We start from the raw sequence: 17,195 nt of genomic DNA, 5'->3' as shown, positions 1-17,195 counted from the left end.
GAGAGCGGCTGCCAAAGTCATTGGCATGCGAGGCACTCGTCATAGTCGGTGGTCGCGGCGAGCTGGATTTCCTTGAGCTCGGGCGTGTTGTCCGCCTCGACCCCGCCGGCGAATCCGGCGCGCTGGACCGACTTGGAACGAAGATAATAGAGGGACTTAATGCCAAGCTCCCACGCGCGGAAGTGAAGCATCAGCAAGTCCCACTTGTCGACGTCGGCAGGTATGAACAGGTTCAGCGAGGTCGCCTGGTCGATGTAGGGCGTGCGGTCGGCGGCGAGCTCGATCAGCCAGCGCTGGTCGATCTCGAAGCTGGTCTTGTAGACGTCCTTTTCCTCTGGCGTGAGGAAGTCGAGGTGCTGGACCGAGCCGCCCGCTCGAGGATCGAGTTCCACGTCGCGTCGCTGTTCTTGGCCTTCTCGGTCAGCAATTTCTCGAGATAGGGATTCTTGATCGAGAAGCTGCCCGACAGCGTCTTGTGTGTGTAGATATTGGCCGGGATCGGTTCGATGCAGGCGCTGGTACCGCCGGTGATGATCGAGATGGACGCGGTCGGAGCGATCGCCATCTTGCAGCTGAACCGCTCCATCACCCCCATGTCGGCAGCGTCTGGGCAGGGGCCGCGTTCCTGCGCGAGCATCATCGACGCCTCGTCGACCTGGGCGCGGATGTGCTTGAAGATCTTGAGGTTCCACGACTTGGCCATCGCGCCTTCGAACGGCAGGCCGCGCGCCTGGAGGAAAGAGTGGAAGCCCATCACGCCAAGGCCGACCGAACGCTCGCGCTCGGCGCTGTACTTGGCGCGGGCCATCTCGTCCGGAGCGCGGGCGATATAGTCGCTTAGGACATTGTCGAGGAAGCGCATGACGTCCTCGATGAACATCCTGTCGCCATTCCATTGGTCCCAGGTTTCGAGGTTGAGAGAGGAGAGGCAGCAGACGGCGGTGCGATCGGCGCCGAGATGGTCCTTGCCGGTCGGAAGCGTGATCTCCGAGCAGAGATTGGAGGTCGACACCTTGAGGCCCAGGTCGCGGTGATGCTTGGGCATGTTCCGGTTCACGGTGTCTGAGAAGACGATGTATGGCTCGCCAGTAGCGAGCCGGGTCTCGACCAGCTTCTGGAACAGGGCGCGGGCGTTGACGCTTCCGCGCTCGGACCCGTCGCGCGGGCTACGAAGCGTGAAATCGATGCCGTCGCGGACCGCTTCCATGAATTCGTCGGTGATAAGCACGCCGTGGTGGAGGTTCAGCGCCTTGCGGTTGAAGTCACCCGAAGGTTTGCGGATCTCAAGGAATTCCTCGATCTCCGGGTGGTTGATGTCGAGGTAGCAGGCGGCCGAGCCGCGGCGCAGCGAGCCTTGCGAAATAGCGAGTGTCAGGCTGTCCATCACGCGGACGAACGGGATGATGCCGCTGGTCTTGCCGTTGAGGCCGACCGGTTCGCCGATGCCACGCACCGCGCCCCAATAGGTGCCGATGCCGCCGCCGCGCGAGGCGAGCCAGACATTCTCGTTCCACGTGCCGACGATGCCTTCCAGGCTGTCGTCGACGCTATTGAGATAGCAGCTGATCGGCAGGCCGCGGCCGGTGCCGCCGTTCGAAAGGACGGGGGTTGCCGGCATGAACCATAGCTTCGAAATATAGTCGTAGATGCGCTGCGCGTGGTCAGCGTCGTCGGCATAGGCCGAGGCGACCCGGGCGAACAGGTCCTGGTAATTCTCGCCCGGCAGCAGGTAGCGGTCCTTAAGCGTCTCCTTGCCGAATTCGGTCAGCAGCGAATCGCGCGATTCGTCCGTGACGACATCGAATGCGCGCGCGTCGACGGTCTTACTGGTGCGCTTGGCCTGGGTGGCCGTCACGTCGCCGGTCGGAACGTCATTGCCCGTCGAAAAATCCATGTCCTCACCCCATCACAGTCGCAGCCTTCGCGGCCACTTGTTCGCTAAACGTTCGACTCGGCGCCGAAGCAGCGAACCTACCCTAAAAACATCTCGCCGCGGGGTCTTTCTGGCCCGTGTCCCCGATATCCACAGGGACGCACGAAGCCGCTTGCCGAAGATAGGTATCTTCGGCCCCAATCACAATAGATTGAGCGCAACCCCCGTTGAGACGCTACATATAGTGTTTAAAACCGAGTCCGGGCACAAGCGAAAAATTAACCGGCGGTGAAAAAAATCGGGCGCGTAGAGGGGGCTGTGGCGATGGGGACACGCATCGCGGGAGATGGGTTTTCAAGGACCACTTGAAAATGATCCTCTCTGCGTTCATTTAGTCAGCGCGGACCGGGCCCCTCTGGCGCCAGTCGTAACTGGCGTGATGTCGGACCGCATCGGATAATCCGGTGCGCTTCGATGCCCTCCCACCCCCTCGGGCCACCGGATCTCCGATCGAAAGCAACGGCTTTTGAAGAGGAGACGACAATGTCACGCCGAATGTTTCGAATCATGCTTCGCCACCAGCGGATCGACGAACTGATCCGTCGTGAGCAGCGACACCGCGCTCCAGATGTGTTCAAGCTGATGCGCCTGAAGAAGCTCAAGCTTAAAGCCAAGGACATGCTGCGCCGGATGGTCACGAAACCGAGCCGAGCTGGCTGACAGAGCGGGCGCGCCGGGCAAGCCCGAGCGCGCCCGTGCGTTTTCCCAAACAGGGGTATTGAAGATGATGGAATTTCTCGCTGCCGACTGGCTTGGCACGCCTGCCTGGTTCTGGCTCTCGTTCCTTGGCCTAGTTGCTGCGCTTACGGCGTTCGACCTGGGCTTCCTGCACAAGGAAGACCGGGAAATGGAAATCGCGGAAAGCTTCAAGCTAACTGGCTTCTATATCCTTGTGGCCCTGGCGTTCGGCGCGTGGATCTGGTCCGAGCGCGGGGCGGAACCCGGGATGCAATATTTCACCGGCTTTTTCATCGAGAAGGCGTTGTCGATCGACAATGTCTTCGTGATCAGCCTCATCTTCAGCTTTTTCGCGATCCCGGCGAAATATCAGTATCGCGCGCTGCTGTGGGGCATCATCGCCGTGATCGTCCTTCGCGGGATCATGATCGCAGGGGGCGCTGCGCTGGTCGCCGAGGCCTATTGGGTTCTCTATATCTTCGCGGCCTTCCTGATCGCGACCGGGATCAAGATGTTCTTCGCCGGCGACAAACCGATGGACGTCGCCTCGAACCCGGTCGTGCGCTGGTTATCGACCCACATGCGGGTCACCAAGGAACTCCATAACCAGCATTTCTTCGTCAAGGTACCGGATGAGAAAACGGGCAAGCTGGTGACTGCGGCAACGCCCTTGTTCCTGGCACTTGTGGTCATAAACCTTGCCGACCTCGTGTTCGCGGTGGACAGCGTGCCGGCGATCTTCGCCATCACCACCGATACGTTCATCGTTTACACGTCGAACATCATGGCGATCCTCGGCTTGCGCGCGCTCTATTTTGCGCTGGCGGCGATGGTTCACCGCTTCCACTACCTCAAATATGCGCTTGCCGCGGTGCTGGTATTCATCGGCACAAAGATCTTTGTCGCCGACTTCGTGCTCGGCGGGGACAAATTTCCGCCAGCAGTCAGCCTGGGCGTGACCGCAGCACTCATCGGCACTGGAATCGGCTACTCGCTATGGAAGACGCGCGGACAGCCCGAGCCGGAATGGCCGGCGAAGAATGACGCTGCGACTCGGGCGCAGCTCGACGATTTGGCCGACAACAAAACCTGAAAGGGGAAATGCAAATGTCCGTCCTGAGTACCGACCGTCGAACGTTCATGGGCTTGGGAGCCGCGGCGACCGCCGCTGTTGCCACCAGCGCCGCGGCCTCGTCTGCCGCGCCGGCCGGTCCGCCCAAGACTAGCCTGACCGCCGACGAAGCACTGGCCCGGCTGATCCGCGCGAACGAGGCTTTTGTCGCCGACCGCGCGCCATCGAGTGACATCTCGACCAAGCGGCGGCTGGAACTGGCCAAGGGCCAGGCGCCGTTCGCTGCGCTGGTCGGCTGCGCTGATAGCCGCGTCGGGCCCGAGCATCTGTTCGGCGCCGGGCTTGGCGAGCTGTTCATCGTCCGCACCGCCGGCAATTATGTCGACGACGCGGGCTACGGCAGCCTGGCTTATGCGGTGGCGGCGCTGGGCGTGCCGCTGATCGTGGTGCTTGGGCACGAGCGCTGCGGCGCTGTCGACGCGGCGGCCAAGCTGGTCCTTAACAACGAGCAACTGCCGTCGTCGCTGACGCGGATGGTGCAGCCAATCCTTCCGGCGGTCGTTGATGCGCGGGCGACGCTCGGCGGCAAGGATCTGCTCGACCATTCTATTCACATGAACGTCCGGCACGTCGCGCGGACCCTTCGCGAGACAACCGATGCGCTACTCGGCAAGCCGATTGCCGAAGGGAAATTGAAGGTGGTCGGCGCTTACTACGACCTCGACACCGGCCGGGTCGACTTCTTCGATCGCGGTTAAGAAGCCAGGGAGGACGGCCGACAAACGAAAGGGCGCGACCCCAAAACGGTCGCGCCCTTTCTTCTTTTCTTGAAAGCCTAGCAATCGCCGAGGCGCTTACCCGTGACTTTTTCGGTCATCTGATAGTCGCCACTGCCGCTGAGCATGCTTGCCGTATCCACGGTCACGTCGAGCGTGTCGGCGGTGTAGCGGCCGTTGACCGTCGGCGTCGTGAGTCCACCCGAACGCTTGCACTGGTAGGCGGTGTTGATCCGTCCCTGGCGCGCGTACGTGGTGGTGACTTTGCAGTCCGCGCCTTGTTCCGCAAACAGCTTCGACAATTGGTCGGCGTCGGCGACGCAGGCCTTGCGGGTCGCCTTGTCGCCCTGCTTCGCCGGACTGGCCGGCGTGCTTCCATCGGTCGATGCGATGCGCTCGACGGTTGAACTCACCTCCCACTCGCCGATGGGGAAAGCGACGGGCACGGCCGCGGCCGCAGTCTCGTTCGCCGGCGGCGCGCTTTCGCCACCGCAAGCGCCAAGCATCAATGCGGGCAGTGCTGCCAAGACCAGTTTACGCATCAAAATTTCCTCTCCCGTTTCTGCACTCAGCGCTGTGCGGCGTTGTCCGGCTTGCACTCGCCAAGCCGCTTCGACTTGATATTCATCGTTACCGTCATGTTCTGGCCCGGAGGGCCGCCTGCAGTTTCTGATCGGATCGTCATGTCGCTCGAGTTCTCCGTGAAGCTGCCATTCATGGTCATCGTCTGATTGACGGCGCCTTGCGTGCATTTTGCCTTGCCGTCGATTTTGCCGCCCGACACGCGGTAATGTTCGAAACGGCAATTGGCATTGTTCTGCCCGATGAAGCTGTCCACTTGCTTCAGTTCCTCCGCAGTGACGCAACGTTCGGTCGTTTGCCCGTTGCCCATCATTGCGCGCATTTGGTTCAGAGCCTCGGGCGGCATGCCCGGCGCCTCGATCTGGGCCACGGCCATGGACGTCGACCATTGTCCGGGCTTGCGCAGGTCCTGGGCGACGCCGCTCTTCTTCATCTCGGCAGCCACCTCCTCCGGAGTCGCATTTTCGACGGAGACTTCAGCCCCGCGATCGCAAGCGGAGAGCAAGAGGAGTGAAACCCAAAGTGCTAGTCGGCGCATCATCATCTCCGCATTGTGGCCTTCACTTCAGCATAAACGACAGTCGGGCCTTGGCAACGCGGAAGAACGGACGAGGTGGCAGGCGTCAACTCTCAGGGTGTTACCCGATGTTTAGCCAAATGGCTGGCGCGTAGCCCAGGAATCCAGACGCATCCGGGACGTCCGGACCGACGGCGCAACCGGGGAGACAGCGATGAGCAATTCGGTCGGAAAGCAGCGGCTCGACGGCAAGGTGGCGATCGTCACGGGCGCAACCGGGGGCATTGGAGAAGCCACGGCGAAGCTGTTCCTTGAGCTTGGTGCGAGGGTCATGCTCGTGGGCCGCTCGAATGAAAAGATGGCAGCGACCAAGAGCCGGCTCGCCGCCCTTGGGGAGGTGGGCGACAGCATCTGTGATGCGACGGACGAAGCGGGGATGTCGGCGGCGGTGGCGGCGACGGTCGAGCGCTTCGGCGGGCTCGACATCCTGATTGCCAATGCGGGGACGGAGGGCGTCCTGAAACCGATCGAAGCGCTGTCCGTCGCGGAATTCGAGAGCACGATGAGGACCAACGTTACCGGCGTCTGGTTGGCGATGAAGCATTGCGTGGCGCCGCTCAAGGCGCGCGGCGGCGGTTCGATCATAGCGTTGTCTTCTATTGCCGGTGTCATCGGCTTTCCGGCGATGGCCCCGTACATCGCGAGCAAGCATGCGGTCTACGGACTTGTCAAAACCGCAGCGCTGGAGCTTGGTCCGTCGAACATTCGGGTTAACGCCGTCGGGCCGGGTCCGATCGACAATCGCATGATCGACTCCCTCCAGAGGCAGCTTTCGCCGGACGACCCCGCGGCGCTGCGCGGAGGCATCGAAGCGAGCATCGCGATGCGGCGTTACGGCACGAACGAGGAGGTCGCCCACCTGCTCGCTTTCCTTGCGAGCGACGCATCGTCTTACTGCAACGGCGCGATTTACATGGTCGACGGCGGGTACGTCGCGGGCTAGCCGCGAATAAGGTCGATCGGGCTTGCCTGCCGAGATTGTCCGCCGCCGGGCACGACCCCATATGGCGGCGATGGCGATCCAGATCCGTACCTCCCTTGCCGAGCCGGACACCGGCGACACCTTCGTCCCGCACCGGCCGGCGCGGCCCGAAAAGGCTGAAGGCGGCAGGAAGTTCAAGCTGACCAGCGAGTATGAGCCGGCCGGCGACCAGCCAACCGCGATTCGGGAGTTGGTCGAGGGCATCCGGGACAATGGCGAGATGAGCCAAGTGCTTCTCGGCGTGACCGGCAGCGGCAAGACCTACACGATGGCGCAGATTATTCAGGAGACCCAGCGCCCGGCGTTAGTGCTGGCGCCAAACAAGATACTAGCGGCGCAGCTCTACGGCGAGTTCAAGAACTTCTTTCCGGAGAATGCGGTCGAATACTTCGTCAGCTACTACGATTACTATCAGCCCGAAGCCTACGTGCCACGCACCGACACCTACATCGAGAAGGAAAGCTCGGTGAACGAGGCGATCGACCGCATGCGCCACTCGGCGACGCGGGCGCTTCTGGAGCGCGATGATGTGATCATCGTCGCGTCGGTAAGCTGCCTCTACGGCATCGGCTCTGTCGAAACCTACTCGGCGATGATCTTCGACCTGAAGAAAGGCCAGTCGGTCGACCAGTCGGAGATCATCAGGAAGCTCGTCGCGCTTCAGTACAAGCGCAACGACGCGGCTTTCGCGCGCGGCAATTTCCGGGTGCGTGGCGACAGCCTCGAGATTTTCCCGTCGCACTATGAGGACAGTGCGTGGCGGATTTCCTTCTTTGGCGACGAGATCGAGGAGATCACAGAGTTCGACCCGTTGACCGGCAAGAAGACCGCCAGCCTCGACTCCATCCGAGTCTATGCGAACAGCCATTATGTGACTCCAGGCCCGACGCTTAAGCAGGCGATGGAAGCGATCCGCCACGAGCTTGCCGAGCGGCTCAAGGAACTGGTCGCGGAAGGCCGTCTACTCGAGGCGCAACGCATCGAACAGCGAACCAACTTCGACCTGGAGATGATCGCGGCGACGGGAAGCTGCGCGGGGATCGAGAATTACAGCCGCTTCCTAACCGGACGGCTACCGGGCGAGCCACCGCCGACCCTGTTCGAATATCTACCCGACAATGCGCTGCTGTTCGTTGACGAGAGCCACCAGACGGTTCCGCAGATCGGCGCGATGGCCAAGGGCGACCACCGTCGCAAGATCACGCTGGCGGAATATGGCTTCCGACTGCCGAGCTGCATCGACAATCGGCCGCTTCGCTTCAACGAGTGGGACGCGATGCGCCCGCAATCGGTCTTCGTGTCGGCGACCCCGGGGCCGTGGGAAATGAACGAGACCGGCGGTGTGTTTTCCGAGCAGGTCATCCGCCCGACCGGCCTGATCGACCCGCCGGTCGAGATCAAACCGGTCGAGGATCAGGTCGACGATCTCGTTCATGAAGCGAAGCAGACCGCGGCCAAGGGCTACCGTACGCTGGTGACGACGTTGACCAAGCGCATGGCGGAGGACCTTACCGAATATCTTCACGAGGCGGGGCTGAAGGTCCGCTACATGCACTCGGACGTCGAGACGCTGGAGCGCATCGAGCTGATTCGCGACCTTAGGCTTGGAGTCTATGACGTGCTCGTTGGGATCAACCTGCTTCGCGAAGGCCTCGATATACCGGAATGTGGGCTGGTCGCGATTCTCGACGCCGACAAGGAAGGGTTCCTGCGTTCGGAAACGTCTTTGATTCAGACCATCGGCCGCGCCGCGCGTAACGTCGATGGGCGCGTTATCCTTTACGCCGACACGGTTACCGGTTCGATGGAGCGGGCACTCAACGAGACGCAGCGCCGGCGCGAAAAGCAGGAAGCTTACAACAAGGAGCACGGCATCACGCCGGCGAGCATCAAGCGCCAGATCAGCGACATCATCGCCCACGTGTCGACCCGCGACGGGGTGGTCATCGACACCGGCGACGACGAGCGGCCGCACCTCGTCGGCCACAACCTCAAGGCCTATATCGGTGAGCTCGAGGAGCGGATGCGCAAGGCCGCGGCGGACCTTGAATTCGAGGAAGCAGCGAGGATCCGCGACGAAATCCGGCGGCTGGAGGAAGACGACCTCGGCATCCCGCACGCCGATCGCGCCGCGCCGCGGCCGATGGGCAATGCGACCCAGGGCAAGCCTGGCACGAGACGCACGGGATTCGGCAAGACGCAGCGTCGGTGGGGCAGCAAGCGCTAACCGGCGAAAACGCCTTGTTCTATCAACACACGCGGCGCTTCGACCGACGTGCGTCCGTTCCGTTGCGGGCGAACGCGATGAACGGCATGGTTCGGCTCCCTTATTCCGGCACACGAGGTCCGCGATGAAATTCCTCCACTGTCTCGCCATTGCATCGATCGCTCTTGCCGCGCCGGTAACGGCGAAGGCACCGTCGCGGGCCGTAGCGGAAGCTGTAGCGGCCGCCGACCGGCCGGCCGATGCGCGGGATCTCGACTCTAGCCGCAAGCCGGCCGAGGTTCTCGATTGGCTTGGCCTGAAGCCCGGAATGAAGGTCGCCGATCTGATCAGCGGCACCGGCTATTGGGCCGAAATCATGGCTCATGCCGTCGGGCCGAAGGGCGAGGTCACCGCCTACGAACCGAACCAGTTCTACAATGACGAAAAGGGCGCGGCGCTCTGGGCCGGCATCGCCGCGCGTACGCCGCGCGTAAGGCTGGTCCGCTATCCGTTCGAGGCGTTCGCACCGCCGGCAAGCACTTTCGATGCGGCGTTGATCAACCTGTCGTACCACGACCTTTACTGGGAGTCCGAGAAGTACAAGATTCCGCGGACCGACCCCGACGCCTACGTGCGCGCACTCTATGCGGCGATGAAGCCCGGCGGCGTTGTCGGCGTCATCGACCATGTCGGGGCGCCGGGCGATACCCGAGCCACGGTCAAGAATCTTCATCGAATCGATCCGGCGGTAGTGCGCGCCGATTTCGAGCGGGCAGGATTTCGCTTGGCCGGTACCAGCAAACTGCTCGCGAATCCGGCGGACGACCACAGCAAGCTGGTTTTCGACGCCGCGATCCGCGGCAAGACCGATCGCTTCATGATGAAGTTCGTCAAGCCGCGCTGATCGCCGGCGGTCGGGATTCCGTAGCGACCTGATGAGGCAGGCGCGCGGCTGGCGGCCATTGCGTTCAGGGCCGCGCAACCTGACGCCGGGCAGGGCGTTAGGAGACAAGAGCAATTTGGGAGCGCCGTGGAAGCGGCGCGATTTTTCATGCGGAAGTTCAGCCTGATTTTGGGTGCCCTGACGATGGTCGCCACAACGCCGGTTGCCGCGCAGCCGCGCGGCGACGAGCCCGTCGCGGTTCCCCGTACCGTCCGCCAGGGCATCGATTTCGTCTACGTCGATCCGGACCTCAGCAATGTCGCGCGACGCTACCAGCGGCCGCAAAACTGGCTGGCGCGGATCTTCCGCCCGGGCTCCGGACGCTCGGCGCCAAACCCGATTTTCCTTCAGTTGGCCGACGGACTTGAGCGTTACCAGGCGACCTGGGGCCAGTTGCCACAGGTGAAGATTCCGGCCGGGCCTGCATTGAAGCGCGGTTCGACCGGGAAGCGCGTAACCCTGCTGCGGCAGCGCCTTGGTCTTTCGGCCAGCGGCGGCTTCGATGAGATGCTGTTCCAGCGCGTTTCCGCTTACCAGCGCGTCCACGGCCTCGGTCCGGCGGACGGGATCGCCGGAAAGGCAACACTCGCTTCGCTGAATCTCGGCTCGGCGCATTATTCGCGGCGGATCGCGATCAACATGGAGCGCGCGTTCCGCCTGCCGCAGACGCGCACCTTCGACCGCTATGTCGTCGTCGATTCCGGTGCCGCGGAAACCTATCTGTTCGACCGCGACCGGATGGCCGACAGCATGCGGGTCATCGTCGGCTCGGCCAAGACCAAGACGCCGATGATGGCGGTGCTGATGGAGAACGCCAAGGCCAATCCTTATTGGCATGTCCCACCCGAACTGGTCCGGACCCTGACCGCGAAGAAGGTCAAGGAGCAGGGCCTCTCCTACTTTGACGACTTTCACTATGAAGTGCTGTCGGACTGGACCGGCAACGGCCGGGTGATCGATCCGAAGTCGGTCAACTGGGCGGCGATCGCATCCGGGAAGCAGAAGCCGAACGTGCTGGTCCGCCAGCTTCCGGGACCATGGAATTCGATGGGCGAGATGAAATTCGAAATGCCCAACGACTATGGCATCTATCTGCACGATACGCCGACGAAGGAGAAGTTCGCCGGTAATCGCTGGATCAGCAACGGCTGCGTACGCCTGGAGGACTATCGCCGCTTCGCGACCTGGGTGTTCGGGCGGATGCCGCCGGTGACGTCGTCGCGGGAGCAGAGGATCGAGCTTCCCCGCCCCGTGCCGGTATTCATGACCTACCTTACCGTCGCGCCCGGCGGCGAAGGCGGCGTGACGTTCCGGCCCGACCCCTATGGCTTCGACGCGCTGGCAATGCCGCAGATGTTCGGTTCTTCGAGCAGGATCGCGTCGCTTTAGGCCTTCGACGAATGCGCCGGATCGCTCGACGCCTGCGTCTTGCGGCTGGCAAAGCGGCGGCCTAGCGTCCGCCCCGACTAGACCGACTGTCGAGGGCTATTGATGAACCGTTCGATCCTGCTTGCGCTGGCTGCAACAGCGCTGGCCCTTCCGTCAATGCTGACCGCTCAGGACAAGCCGGCCGAGAAACCGAAGGCGGAAAAAGCCGAGAGGCCGGAGGAGGTCGTTCCCCAGGTCGTTCGAACGATCCATTCGGGCACCTTCGGCGGGCAGCGCATGCGCTATTCCGCGACGATCGGCGAGACGATCATAAAGAACAAGGACGGCGTCGCCGAGGCCGCGGTCGTCACCACCGCTTACGTGCGCGAGCCGCGCGACGCGAATCGGCCGGTGACTTTCCTGTTCAACGGCGGGCCGGGTTCCGGCTCAGTATGGCTGCAGATGGGAGCCTTCGGGCCGAAGCGGGTCGCGATCCCGTCCGACGCGCGGGACGACGGGGCACCACCTTACCCGATCGTCGATAATCCGGATTCGCTGCTGGACGTCACTGACATCGTCTTCATCGATCCTCCGGGAACCGGCTTTTCCCACCTCATCGGCAAGGCGGACCCCAAGGACTTTTACGGAGTCACGCAGGACGCGAAGCTGGTCGCGGAGGTCATCCGCCGCTGGCTCGGCGACAATGGCCGCTGGAATAGCCCGAAGTTCCTTGGTGGTGAGAGCTATGGGACGACCCGAAGTGCGGCGGTCGCCAACCAGCTGATGAACGTGACGTACAATGACGTTGCGTTGAACGGCATCATTCTTATTTCAACGGTGCTCGATTTCGCAGCCGGCTCGGACACGGCCGGCAATGAGCTGGGCTACATCACTAACCTGCCGTCGATGGCAGCGGCCGCACATTACCACGGCAAGACGGAAGCGGCGTCGGTCGAGCAACTGGTGGATGAAGCGCGAGCCTGGGCACTGGGACCCTATGCCGCATTCCTATTGAAGGGGCAGAAAGCGACAGCGGAAGAACGTGCCGTCATTCGGCGCGAACTGGCGCGCTTTACCGGGCTCAGCGAGGCCTATCTCGACCAGGCCGACCTGCGTGTTACGCCCGACCGTTTCTACAAGCAGCTGCTCCGCGACCGTGGCTTGACCATCGGCCGGCTCGATGCGCGCTACACCGGCAAAGATTACGACAATGCCGGGGAGAGCCCGGACAACGACCCCAGCTTCTACGGAATCGATGCAGGCTACACCGCGGCGATCAACAGCTGGGCCCGCGGGTCACTGGGCTTCAAGACGGACCGCGAATATCAGTCGATCGGCCGCCTCGGAGCGGACTGGGACTGGCGGATCGGCGGGCGCGACGCCAACGCCTATCTCAACGTCGCACCGTACATCGGCACTGCGCTGCGCGAGAATAGCGGCCTGCGCGTGCTGGTTGCCCAGGGCTATTACGACTTTGCGACGCCATTCTTCGCGGCCGAATACGCGCTTAGCCGGAGCGGCATCCCGCAAGACCGGATCAGCTATACTTACTATCACTCCGGGCACATGATGTACGTCCGCGACGAGGATCGGCATAAGCTGACTGCCGACGTGCGGTCGTTCATCCGGGAGCGCTGAGATGCGGATGTTTTTCCTCAGCGCCGCCGCTCTCCTGATTGCTCCGATCGCCACGCCGGCGGTGGCCCAGCAGCGTCAGATGGAGCGCGTTCCGGACCGCCGTGCCGATGAGGGCGCGGGGCCTTACCGCAAGCTGGTGATCCGCGGCGCGACATTGATCGACGGCACGGGCGCTCCGCCGCGCGGGCCGGTCGACATCGTCATCGAAGGCAATCGCATCAGTTCCGTGGCGGGGGTTGGAACGCCAGGGCTGCCGCTCGAGGGCAATCGAGGACCGCGCGATGCCGACCATGAAATCGACGCGACCGGGATGTACGTCATGCCCGGCTTCGTCGACAACCACGGCCATAACGGCGACCCGGACAAGGCGCCGAACGCAAGTTACGGATACAAGTTGTGGCTTGCCCACGGGGTGACGACGGTGCGCGGCGTCGGCCTCTATTTCGGTCCAGGAGACCAATCGCTGTCCGACAAGGCTCGGAGCGCGGCCAACACGATCGTCGCCCCGCGCCTGTTCGCCTACGCCGCGCTCGGCGACGTGTGGAGCGGCGGCGATGTCGACACACCTGAGAAGGCGCGCGCCTGGGTGCGCTGGGCGAAGAAGACGGGCTACGACGGAATCAAGCTGTTCAACAGCGAGCCGAAAGAGGCGACCGCGGCCGCGATCGACGAAGCCAACAAGCTGGGCCTGGGGAGCGTCGCGCATCTCGGCCAGTCGGGCGTTGCGGAGGTTAACGCGCGCGTCGCCGGGCAAATGGGCCTTGGCACGGTCACGCACTTCTACGGCCATTTCGAGAGCCTGCTGAAGGACAGCAGCCTTCCGCGTTATCCGTCCGATTATAACATGTACGACGAGCAGGACCGGTTTTACGAACTGACCCAACTGACCGAGCATATTTTCGCGCCCGGCGGGCCGGAATGGCAGGCTTACCTTCGCGAGCAGCTTGATCGCGGGGTAATCTTCAACCCGACGTTCAACATCTATTCCGCGTCGCGCGATGTGATGCGGGCGCGTAACGCCGACTGGCACGACAAATTTACGCTTCCGAGCCTGGCAGGCTTCTTCCAGCCGAGCCGTGTCAGCCACGGCAGCTACTGGTACGACTGGACCACCGCCAAGGAAGTCGCCTGGCGGAAGTTCTACGGCCCGTTCATGCAACTTGTGAACGATTACAAGAATATGGGCGGCAAGGTCACGCTCGGATCGGACCCCGGCTACATTTACCAGACATGGGGCTTCTCCTACATCGGCGAGATGGAGATGATGCAGGAGGCGGGGTTCACTCCGCTGGAGGTGATCCGCGCAGCCACCAGCGACGGCGCCTACGAGATCTACCGGCCCAAGAAGACCCCGGCGCCGTTCGGGATCGTCCGCGCGGGGATGCTCGCCGACCTCGTCATCGCGCCGGAGAATCCGCTGCACAATTTCAAGACATTGTACGGGACCGGGTTCGAGCGGCTGGGCAAGGACGGCAAGGTCGAGCGCGTCGGCGGTGTCAAATATGTCATCAAGGACGGCATCGTCTACGACGCCAAGGCGCTGCTCGCCGATGTCGCGGCGATGGTTGCCGAAAATAAGGAGGCGCAGGCGAAATAGCCGCCCGCGCCTCCGCTTGATTTAGCGAAGCACGCCTTTCGCCCGCTGCGCCCTGGCATAGAGGAACAGTGCCAGAGCAATCGCGATGATGATGTATGGCATCACCTTGTTGATGCTCTCGCTCAATTCCGGAATGTCCGACGGATTGACTAGCTGGTAGCCGATGCCGACGACCGCGCCGAGCAGGGACACGCCCAGCACCGGTACGGCCCAGCGATTGCGCATCAGCAGCAGGATGGCTCCGAGGAGGCCGCCCCAGACGCCGAGCCCCATGCGGCGGATGCCCAGATCGGAAAGCCATTGATATAGGCCATAATGGCTTCGCCGTCGGCGGTATGCATCATGCCCTCGATGTATTCCGCGCCCCGAGTGCGGGTCATGAAATAGTCGTAACAACCGAACGCGTTCCACAGCACCCCGAGCCCGCCAACAATCCACAAGTGCAGCGGCGTCACTGCCCGTACCGTATCGTCCATCTGCCCCTCCATCGCTCCGTTGGTTCGGAGCCGCAACGAAAGGATTCCTTTTCAATATTTAAGTCAAGGCGCCCTGCCGGACACAAAAAGGGCGGCGGATGGCCAATGCCGCCCGCCGCCCTCCTGTGATGACCAAGCTTAGAAGCCGACCTTCACGCCGAGATGACCGGACGTCTCATTGCCCTGCTTCTTACCCATCGTGGTTGAGATGGCAGCGCCGAGTTCGACGTTGGTAAGGATCCGGGCGTTAAGACCGCCGGTGAAGCGGCCGTAGGCCTTCGTCGAAACGTCGTCGATTTCCCAGGTGTTGACGATTCCCGGAGCCGACGTCTGCGCGAAGGAAATCGAGCGATCGTCGCCGTTCAGTTCCTTCTCAAGCGTCAGGGCACCATAAGGCCGCCACTGCACCCCGTCGCCGGCAAAGTCGCCGCGCGCCTCGATGCCGATGCTTCCGCGGAGCGAGTTGAAGTCGCCGTCCGAGACGTTGAGGGTAAGGGCCGGATCGCCTTCCTCAGTGTAACCTTCGACGCTGACGTCGGCATAGTCGAGCGCGACCACCGGACCGACACGGAAACCGCCAACCGGGAACAGGTAGCCGGCCTTCGCGCCTGCGAGGAAGTGGTCGCCATCGGTGTTGGCATCCATGCCCTCGACGACTCCGCGGCGACCGATGTCGTAATCGTCCCAACCGAAGCCGAGATAGCCTTGGATGAAGCCGCCGGCGATGCCCATTCCGGCATATGCGCCAAGCTGGGTCGACTCGCCTTCGACCTCGGATACGTCGCCGCCGAACTCCAGCTCCGGCCGGCTGATGTTGCCGGCGACTCCAACGACCCCGCTGCCGAAGCCATATTCGGCACCCGCGGTAAAGCCGATGGCGTTGACGTCGAACGGCGCATTACCGCTGCTTTCGTTGACGCTGCGCGAGAAGCTGTCGCCGGAAAGGAAGAACTTGAAGCCTTCGGGCATATCGCCGTCGCGCGGGCTCCCGAGATCGAGGCGGGCGGTCAGCGTGCGGCCGAATTGGCGGGCGACGTCCATGCCGAGATCGCTTGCCCCCTGGAGCGTCAGCGGGGCGGTCAGCTGGGTCGCGACATATTGCGCGACGATCGCGAAACCGGTGCCGGTCAGGTGAACGAGATCGCCGTAGAAGAGATATCCTGTCGAATCGAGAACGCAGGTCGGCGACGCGGGCGTGGCCGGCTGGAAGGCGGGGCAGACAAGACCCTTGGTGATTCCGTAGGCCGCAGGGCTGGCGATGATGTTGTCGAGAACGGCATTGAGATCGAGATAATGGACGATCACGCCATCGGCCGCGTATCCGGCAAGCGTATCCTGCATTCCAGCATTGTAGGCATTGGAATACGCCGAGCGGATGGCAATCGCTGAGGCATTGCCGGTGATTTCGGGAAGCCGGCTGGTGTCGCCCGCGAGGAAGCTGATCGTCGGCGCGCCGGCCGCGACGAGGCGATCAAGCTGAGTTGTGGCGGCGGTGACAGATCCCGCCGCAGCGATTGCTGCCGCGTTGGTCGTCGAGAGCGGATTGGTCAGCTGATAAAAACGAGCATCGTTGCCGCCGATCGAAACCGTCAGCAGATCGCCTTCATCGAAGGTTGTGTCGCTGTTGGGAAAAGCGCTCGATTGAGTTCCGACATTGAAGAACTGATCGACTTCGTAGTTGAGACCGAGGGGGCACGAAGCCGGAATTCCGGAGCAATTGGTGTTGGAAGCGCCCCCCGGAAAGATCTGGGCCATTGCTCCGCCGATCGCGAAGTTCTCCACCGGGACTCCAAGGATGTCCGACAGAGTATCGACGTAATTGGTCGTGCCCGAGAAGCGGCCGGACGTATAAATTGTGGTCGTGGCGGGATTGATTCCGAGGATCTCGAAGAAATTCCCGTCGTCTGCGTAGCTATCGCCGAAGGTGACGATACGGTCGACCTGCTGCGCAGATGCCGGCGCGGCGAAGCCGGACAAGGCGGTGGCGGTGAGCGCGGCAAGCGCCAGACGACGGCGATTAGGCATTACAATCCCCTCCCGAATCTGGGCAGCACAGGCCCAATGACAGTGCCCGTGACACTGCCGTTCGCGGCCGGGGGTAGCAAGTGACCGGCGCGCAACACTCGGCGAAATTTCGACTAATGAAGCTGGAGGTATGACTAGGGGGAACAGGCGAAGGTGCTCCTTTATATCAAACCATATAGGTAAAAATTGCCACAGATAAACGGGATTTTATGGTTGGTTCGTAGGATTCCGCGTGGAACGCCTCACGCGATGAGCCGAAGCGGAGCAAGCCGGGCTGGCGGGCGCCGCTCACAGGCTGACTTGCCGCCGGGCGCTGGGCTTCCCACATCGAGGAAACTCGAG

General features: G+C 62.7%; 14 protein-coding genes and 1 pseudogene. 9 read left to right on the top strand and 6 right to left on the bottom strand.

Going from position 1 to position 17,195, the window contains the following annotated elements; all coding sequences use genetic code 11:
• Positions 1–17 precede the first annotated feature (17 nt).
• Positions 18–1,894: pseudogene (locus G7076_RS10040) on the bottom strand (ribonucleoside-diphosphate reductase subunit alpha).
• 522 nt (positions 1,895–2,416) lie between these two features.
• Here G7076_RS10040 and G7076_RS10035 point away from each other — a divergent pair.
• From G7076_RS10035 to G7076_RS10025, 3 genes are all read left to right on the top strand, one after another.
• Positions 2,417–2,593: a DUF465 domain-containing protein gene (locus G7076_RS10035; protein WP_166202500.1), complete on the top strand. Its 177-nt coding sequence runs from the start codon at positions 2,417–2,419 to the stop codon at positions 2,591–2,593.
• A gap of 67 nt (positions 2,594–2,660) precedes the next feature.
• Positions 2,661–3,704: a TerC family protein gene (locus G7076_RS10030; protein WP_166203567.1), complete on the top strand. Its 1,044-nt coding sequence runs from the start codon at positions 2,661–2,663 to the stop codon at positions 3,702–3,704.
• A gap of 14 nt (positions 3,705–3,718) precedes the next feature.
• Complete coding sequence (locus tag G7076_RS10025) at positions 3,719–4,441, top strand: carbonic anhydrase (protein WP_166202498.1); 723 nt, start codon at positions 3,719–3,721, stop codon at positions 4,439–4,441.
• A gap of 77 nt (positions 4,442–4,518) precedes the next feature.
• On the opposite strand, the gene G7076_RS10020 is transcribed toward G7076_RS10025, so the two are convergent.
• Complete coding sequence (locus tag G7076_RS10020; RefSeq protein ID WP_166202496.1) at positions 4,519–5,001, bottom strand: DUF3617 family protein; 483 nt, start codon at positions 4,999–5,001, stop codon at positions 4,519–4,521.
• A gap of 26 nt (positions 5,002–5,027) precedes the next feature.
• Entirely contained in the window at positions 5,028–5,585 is a 558-nt protein-coding gene (locus G7076_RS10015; protein ID WP_166202494.1) for a DUF3617 domain-containing protein, read from the bottom strand.
• A gap of 187 nt (positions 5,586–5,772) precedes the next feature.
• Between G7076_RS10015 and G7076_RS10010 the strand changes: the two genes are divergently transcribed.
• From G7076_RS10010 to G7076_RS09985, 6 genes are all read left to right on the top strand, one after another.
• On the top strand, positions 5,773–6,561 hold the full coding sequence (locus G7076_RS10010) for an SDR family NAD(P)-dependent oxidoreductase (RefSeq protein WP_166202492.1): 789 nt from the start codon (positions 5,773–5,775) through the stop codon (positions 6,559–6,561).
• A gap of 70 nt (positions 6,562–6,631) precedes the next feature.
• Positions 6,632–8,827, top strand: coding sequence for an excinuclease ABC subunit UvrB (uvrB, locus tag G7076_RS10005; RefSeq protein WP_166202490.1), 2,196 nt, complete (start codon positions 6,632–6,634; stop codon positions 8,825–8,827).
• Between the two features lie 124 nt (positions 8,828–8,951).
• Positions 8,952–9,710, top strand: coding sequence for a class I SAM-dependent methyltransferase (locus G7076_RS10000; protein WP_166202488.1), 759 nt, complete (start codon positions 8,952–8,954; stop codon positions 9,708–9,710).
• 147 nt (positions 9,711–9,857) lie between these two features.
• A complete protein-coding gene (locus G7076_RS09995) occupies positions 9,858–11,138 on the top strand; it encodes a L,D-transpeptidase family protein (RefSeq protein ID WP_166202486.1) in 1,281 nt (426 codons plus the stop codon).
• A 102-nt stretch (positions 11,139–11,240) separates the two neighbouring features.
• Positions 11,241–12,755: a peptidase S10 gene (locus tag G7076_RS09990; protein WP_166202484.1), complete on the top strand. Its 1,515-nt coding sequence runs from the start codon at positions 11,241–11,243 to the stop codon at positions 12,753–12,755.
• 1 nt (position 12,756) lies between these two features.
• Positions 12,757–14,352 carry an amidohydrolase gene (locus G7076_RS09985; RefSeq protein WP_166202482.1) on the top strand — a complete coding sequence of 532 codons (1,596 nt, stop codon included), beginning with the start codon at positions 12,757–12,759 and terminating at the stop codon, positions 14,350–14,352.
• Positions 14,353–14,373: 21 nt separating this feature from the next.
• Here the strand turns inward: G7076_RS09985 and G7076_RS09980 are convergent, their stop codons facing one another.
• From G7076_RS09980 to G7076_RS09970, 3 genes are all read right to left on the bottom strand, one after another.
• A complete protein-coding gene (locus G7076_RS09980) occupies positions 14,374–14,577 on the bottom strand; it encodes a hypothetical protein (RefSeq protein WP_166202480.1) in 204 nt (67 codons plus the stop codon).
• Entirely contained in the window at positions 14,577–14,864 is a 288-nt protein-coding gene (locus G7076_RS09975; RefSeq protein WP_166202478.1) for a hypothetical protein, read from the bottom strand. Before G7076_RS09975 ends, G7076_RS09980 begins: the two co-directional genes overlap by 1 nt.
• Positions 14,865–14,966: 102 nt before the next feature.
• The gene (locus tag G7076_RS09970) at positions 14,967–16,853 is read right to left on the bottom strand and encodes an autotransporter domain-containing protein (protein ID WP_166202476.1); all 1,887 of its coding nucleotides are present in this window, start codon (positions 16,851–16,853) and stop codon (positions 14,967–14,969) included.
• Between the last annotated feature and the right edge of the window lie 342 nt (positions 16,854–17,195).

Origin of the sequence: Sphingomonas sp. HDW15A (assembly GCF_011301715.1) — a bacterium.
Taxonomy (GTDB): domain Bacteria; phylum Pseudomonadota; class Alphaproteobacteria; order Sphingomonadales; family Sphingomonadaceae; genus Sphingomicrobium.
Note: the sequence above shows the minus strand (reverse complement) of the source record. Positions and strands in the feature narration are given on the sequence as shown.

What these genes read in the sequence shown, in the direction of transcription:
- G7076_RS10015 (WP_166202494.1), bottom strand. Translation starts at nt 5,585, where the DNA reads ATGATGATGCGCCGACTAGCACTTTGGGTTTCACTCCTCTTGCTCTCC.
- G7076_RS09970 (WP_166202476.1), bottom strand. Translation starts at nt 16,853, where the DNA reads ATGCCTAATCGCCGTCGTCTGGCGCTTGCCGCGCTCACCGCCACCGCC.
- G7076_RS10010 (WP_166202492.1), top strand. Translation starts at nt 5,773, where the DNA reads ATGAGCAATTCGGTCGGAAAGCAGCGGCTCGACGGCAAGGTGGCGATC.
- G7076_RS09995 (WP_166202486.1), top strand. Translation starts at nt 9,858, where the DNA reads ATGCGGAAGTTCAGCCTGATTTTGGGTGCCCTGACGATGGTCGCCACA.
- G7076_RS09980 (WP_166202480.1), bottom strand. Translation starts at nt 14,577, where the DNA reads ATGCGCAATCGCTGGGCCGTACCGGTGCTGGGCGTGTCCCTGCTCGGC.
- G7076_RS10000 (WP_166202488.1), top strand. Translation starts at nt 8,952, where the DNA reads ATGAAATTCCTCCACTGTCTCGCCATTGCATCGATCGCTCTTGCCGCG.
- G7076_RS10030 (WP_166203567.1), top strand. Translation starts at nt 2,661, where the DNA reads ATGGAATTTCTCGCTGCCGACTGGCTTGGCACGCCTGCCTGGTTCTGG.
- G7076_RS10035 (WP_166202500.1), top strand. Translation starts at nt 2,417, where the DNA reads ATGTCACGCCGAATGTTTCGAATCATGCTTCGCCACCAGCGGATCGAC.
- G7076_RS10025 (WP_166202498.1), top strand. Translation starts at nt 3,719, where the DNA reads ATGTCCGTCCTGAGTACCGACCGTCGAACGTTCATGGGCTTGGGAGCC.
- G7076_RS09985 (WP_166202482.1), top strand. Translation starts at nt 12,757, where the DNA reads ATGCGGATGTTTTTCCTCAGCGCCGCCGCTCTCCTGATTGCTCCGATC.
- G7076_RS10020 (WP_166202496.1), bottom strand. Translation starts at nt 5,001, where the DNA reads ATGCGTAAACTGGTCTTGGCAGCACTGCCCGCATTGATGCTTGGCGCT.
- uvrB (WP_166202490.1), top strand. Translation starts at nt 6,632, where the DNA reads ATGGCGATCCAGATCCGTACCTCCCTTGCCGAGCCGGACACCGGCGAC.
- G7076_RS09990 (WP_166202484.1), top strand. Translation starts at nt 11,241, where the DNA reads ATGAACCGTTCGATCCTGCTTGCGCTGGCTGCAACAGCGCTGGCCCTT.